This is a genomic window from Longimicrobiales bacterium (genome assembly GCA_035764935.1).
Classification (GTDB): Bacteria; Gemmatimonadota; Gemmatimonadetes; order Longimicrobiales; family RSA9; genus DASTYK01.
The window spans coordinates 1-2,785 of record DASTYK010000145.1 but is presented as its reverse complement, the minus strand read 5'-3'; the positions used below and the strand labels follow the sequence as shown (position 1 = coordinate 2,785).

5 protein-coding genes are annotated in these 2,785 nt (G+C 65.6%); all 5 read right to left on the bottom strand.

What is annotated here, in order from left to right; genetic code table 11:
• Positions 1-237: type II toxin-antitoxin system VapC family toxin (locus VFU06_11950; protein ID HEU5210096.1), on the bottom strand; the 237-nt coding region annotated here is incomplete at its 3' end.
• Positions 238-239: 2 nt separating this feature from the next.
• Positions 240-491: a type II toxin-antitoxin system VapB family antitoxin gene (locus VFU06_11945; GenBank protein HEU5210095.1), complete on the bottom strand. Its 252-nt coding sequence runs from the start codon at positions 489-491 to the stop codon at positions 240-242.
• A gap of 137 nt (positions 492-628) precedes the next feature.
• Entirely contained in the window at positions 629-919 is a 291-nt protein-coding gene (locus VFU06_11940) for a Smr/MutS family protein (GenBank protein HEU5210094.1), read from the bottom strand.
• A 24-nt stretch (positions 920-943) separates the two neighbouring features.
• Complete coding sequence (locus VFU06_11935; protein ID HEU5210093.1) at positions 944-2,119, bottom strand: hypothetical protein; 1,176 nt, start codon at positions 2,117-2,119, stop codon at positions 944-946.
• Between the two features lie 102 nt (positions 2,120-2,221).
• Positions 2,222-2,785 (bottom strand): M24 family metallopeptidase (locus VFU06_11930; protein ID HEU5210092.1); only part of this gene is annotated, 564 nt, incomplete at its 5' end.

Below are 2,785 nucleotides of genomic sequence, written 5' to 3'. Positions count from 1 at the left end.
CGCAAGCTCGGCCTGCCGCTCGTCGACGGGAACGATCTCGACGGCGAGGCGATGCAGCAGGAGGTCCAGGTCTCTGCCGCCAGCATCGCCGCGACGCGCCTCGATCACGATTCCGCACTCCACCACCGTTGCCGCGCTGATCGCGAGTCGATCAGCTCCAAGAAGCTTCTGCTCGATGCGATCCGCCTGCGCGTCGCCCTCGAGCCAGGCGATCAGCGCAGATGTGTCGATCACCATGGTCAGGGCAGTCCGTGCTCGTCGTAACCGAGGATCTCGTCGGCGGATCGCGCGTCGTGCAGCGGGAGCGACTGATACCGTTCGCGGATTCGGCGCAACTCCTGACGCAGTACCGGATACTCCCGGGCCGCACGTTCGCGGTCCAGGCGCTCCTGCATCGCACGGATCACGGCTTCGGTAATGCTTTCACCGGTCAATCGCGTGAGCTCGCGCACGAGCCGATCGGCTTCGGGGTTCTTGATGTTGAGTGCCATCACAGATTCTTCCTTTACAGCAAGGTAGGACTGCCTGAACGCAATGACCGAACGGACCAGTCTAGAGGTGATGAGAACAAGCGATTCAAGCGGTCAGGGCAGCGACAGGCGACGCGGGGTCTACCGCGCGGTTCGATTCAGCGTTGCTTCAGGCGGATCAGGAAGCCACCCTGGTCGAGGTCGGGTCCCCAGACTTCGACCTGGGGCAGACCGGCGCGAAGCATGGTCTTCATGCGCGTCTTCAGCACCGGGCGGCCGGGCGAGCCCTTCCCTTTTCCGGTAATCACGTGTACGAGCGCGCCGGGTTCTCGCTTGCGGGCGCGCGTGAGAAACGCGATGACCGCGAGCTCCGCTTCGGACCAGGTCATGCCGTGCAGGTCGAGCGTGTCGGCGATCGGGCCGTCGAGCGGGTCCAGGATCCAGGTCATTGCATCGTCTGTCTGCGACGTTGCCTACGCCGCCCGCAGCCGGATGCGCGCGAGCATCGTGATCAACCCCTCGCAGCCGATCCCGAGAATCGTTTCCCGATGCCGCACCATGTCCTCCCGCGACAGCGTTGCCGAATGCGCCGCCGGGTTACGCAGCGCAGCGGCCGCGTCGAGATACGCCGGCAGCTCGCCCTGCAGCCATTTCCAGTCGTGCGGGAATGCCGTGCGGAGTGCCTTGCGAAAATGCTCCGCGTGCGCGAGCAGGTGCAGCAGCTCGCCGAGGCCGAGATGCGGTACGTCGTCACTGAGATCGATGCGCCGGCTGTTGAGCGTGACCTCACGCTCCGATGTCGGCTTCCCACGCATGACCGGCCGCAGCGCCGGCAGCAGCAGCGCGTTCAGCTCCGTTTCGACCGCCTTCGCGTACTCGACGGCAGCCGTCGCGAAATCGAAGGCCGGATCGTCGCGACGCGCGCGGAATACGGCGTCGCCACTGGCGAGGAAGGTGCGCGTCGTCGGATCGAGCGCGGTCCAGACCGCCTGGCCGAACAGGTTGTCGCGCAATTCGTGTGCGATGCGCCCCGTCTCGCCGCGCAGCTCCGCGTCGCGCTCCGCCCAGAGCTGCTCGTCGAGCAGCGCGGAAGAGCCGCCGAACCAGCTCGCACCGTCCGTGCTCGTGACGACGAGCGGCAGGTCGACCATGCCGCCGTAGAGCGAGACCGGCCGGTCGTGGAAGTTGACGTTGCGCAGCCTGCCGAGCTCCTGGATCACCGCCGGCGTGTCGTCGGCAACGATGCGCCGCACGTCCTGGAGCCGGAACCAGAAGTCCACACGATGCCCCTCGTAGTACGACGGCATGTGCTCCGCCTCGCCCGCCATCTCGCGCAGCACGTCATCGGCGGTGATCTCGAGGATCCAGCCGACGTAGAGTGAGCGGTAGTCGGTCAGGTAGAGGTGCGTCTCGACGCCGCGCTGGATCTGCTCGTCGATCGCGAGCACCTGGTCGGCGTGCGGCAGGGGCTGCTCGCGGCGCGTCGAGCGCACCTTGCCCCACCAGACGTAGACGTCATCCTCGTCGGCGGTGCCGGCGCGGTGCTCCTGCGCCCAGTGGAGCAGCACGCGCAGGTGCTCGTCGAGCGCGTCGCTGGCATAGGCGGGGTTCCAGACGGTGAGGAGGTGGCGGGGGTGGTGTGGTTTCACGAGGATCACCGGAGGGAACTGAGACTCTGAACCCGAACCACCCGGCCAGTTCTCGTATCTGGCCGGGGGGTGATGCAACCTGAACGAAGACAGCTTGATCGTTCAGGCCCCGGTATTGAACGGGTCTTCGAGCGACAGACTGTACGGCGTAAACATCTCCGCGCCTTCTTCCGTGATGGCAATGTCGTCCTCAAGCCTGATTCCGAATTCGCCGGGAAGGTAGATGCCTGGTTCGTCCGAAAATGTCATGCCGGGTGCCAACGGCAGCTTATTGCCCCGCACCAGATAGGGCCATTCATGGCCGTCCATGCCCATCCCATGACCGACGCGATGAGTGAAGTAGCGGTAATCGGGGCCGTAGCCAGCGTCAGTAATGACCTTTCGGGCGGCAGCATCCACCGCCTCGCACGGGACGCCGGGGCGGGCCGCGGCAAAAGCTGCCTTCTGCGCCGCGAGCTCGATATCGAAAACCCGCTTCATTTTGTCGGTCGCGCGCCCGAGCACGAAGGTCCGGCTGATGTCGGACCGATACCCCTCCACGCTGCAGCCTCCGTCGATGAGCAGGATGGATCCTTCCCTGATCGTCTGTGGCGTGCGTGAACCATGCGGCAGAGCTGAGAACTCACCCACCTGGACGCCGGCACTTCCGGTAAATCCCAGCTGGCG

Coding starts and splice junctions, on each gene's coding strand:
- VFU06_11945 (HEU5210095.1), bottom strand. CDS start 491: ATGGCACTCAACATCAAGAACCCCGAAGCCGATCGGCTCGTGCGCGAG.
- VFU06_11940 (HEU5210094.1), bottom strand. CDS start 919: ATGACCTGGATCCTGGACCCGCTCGACGGCCCGATCGCCGACACGCTC.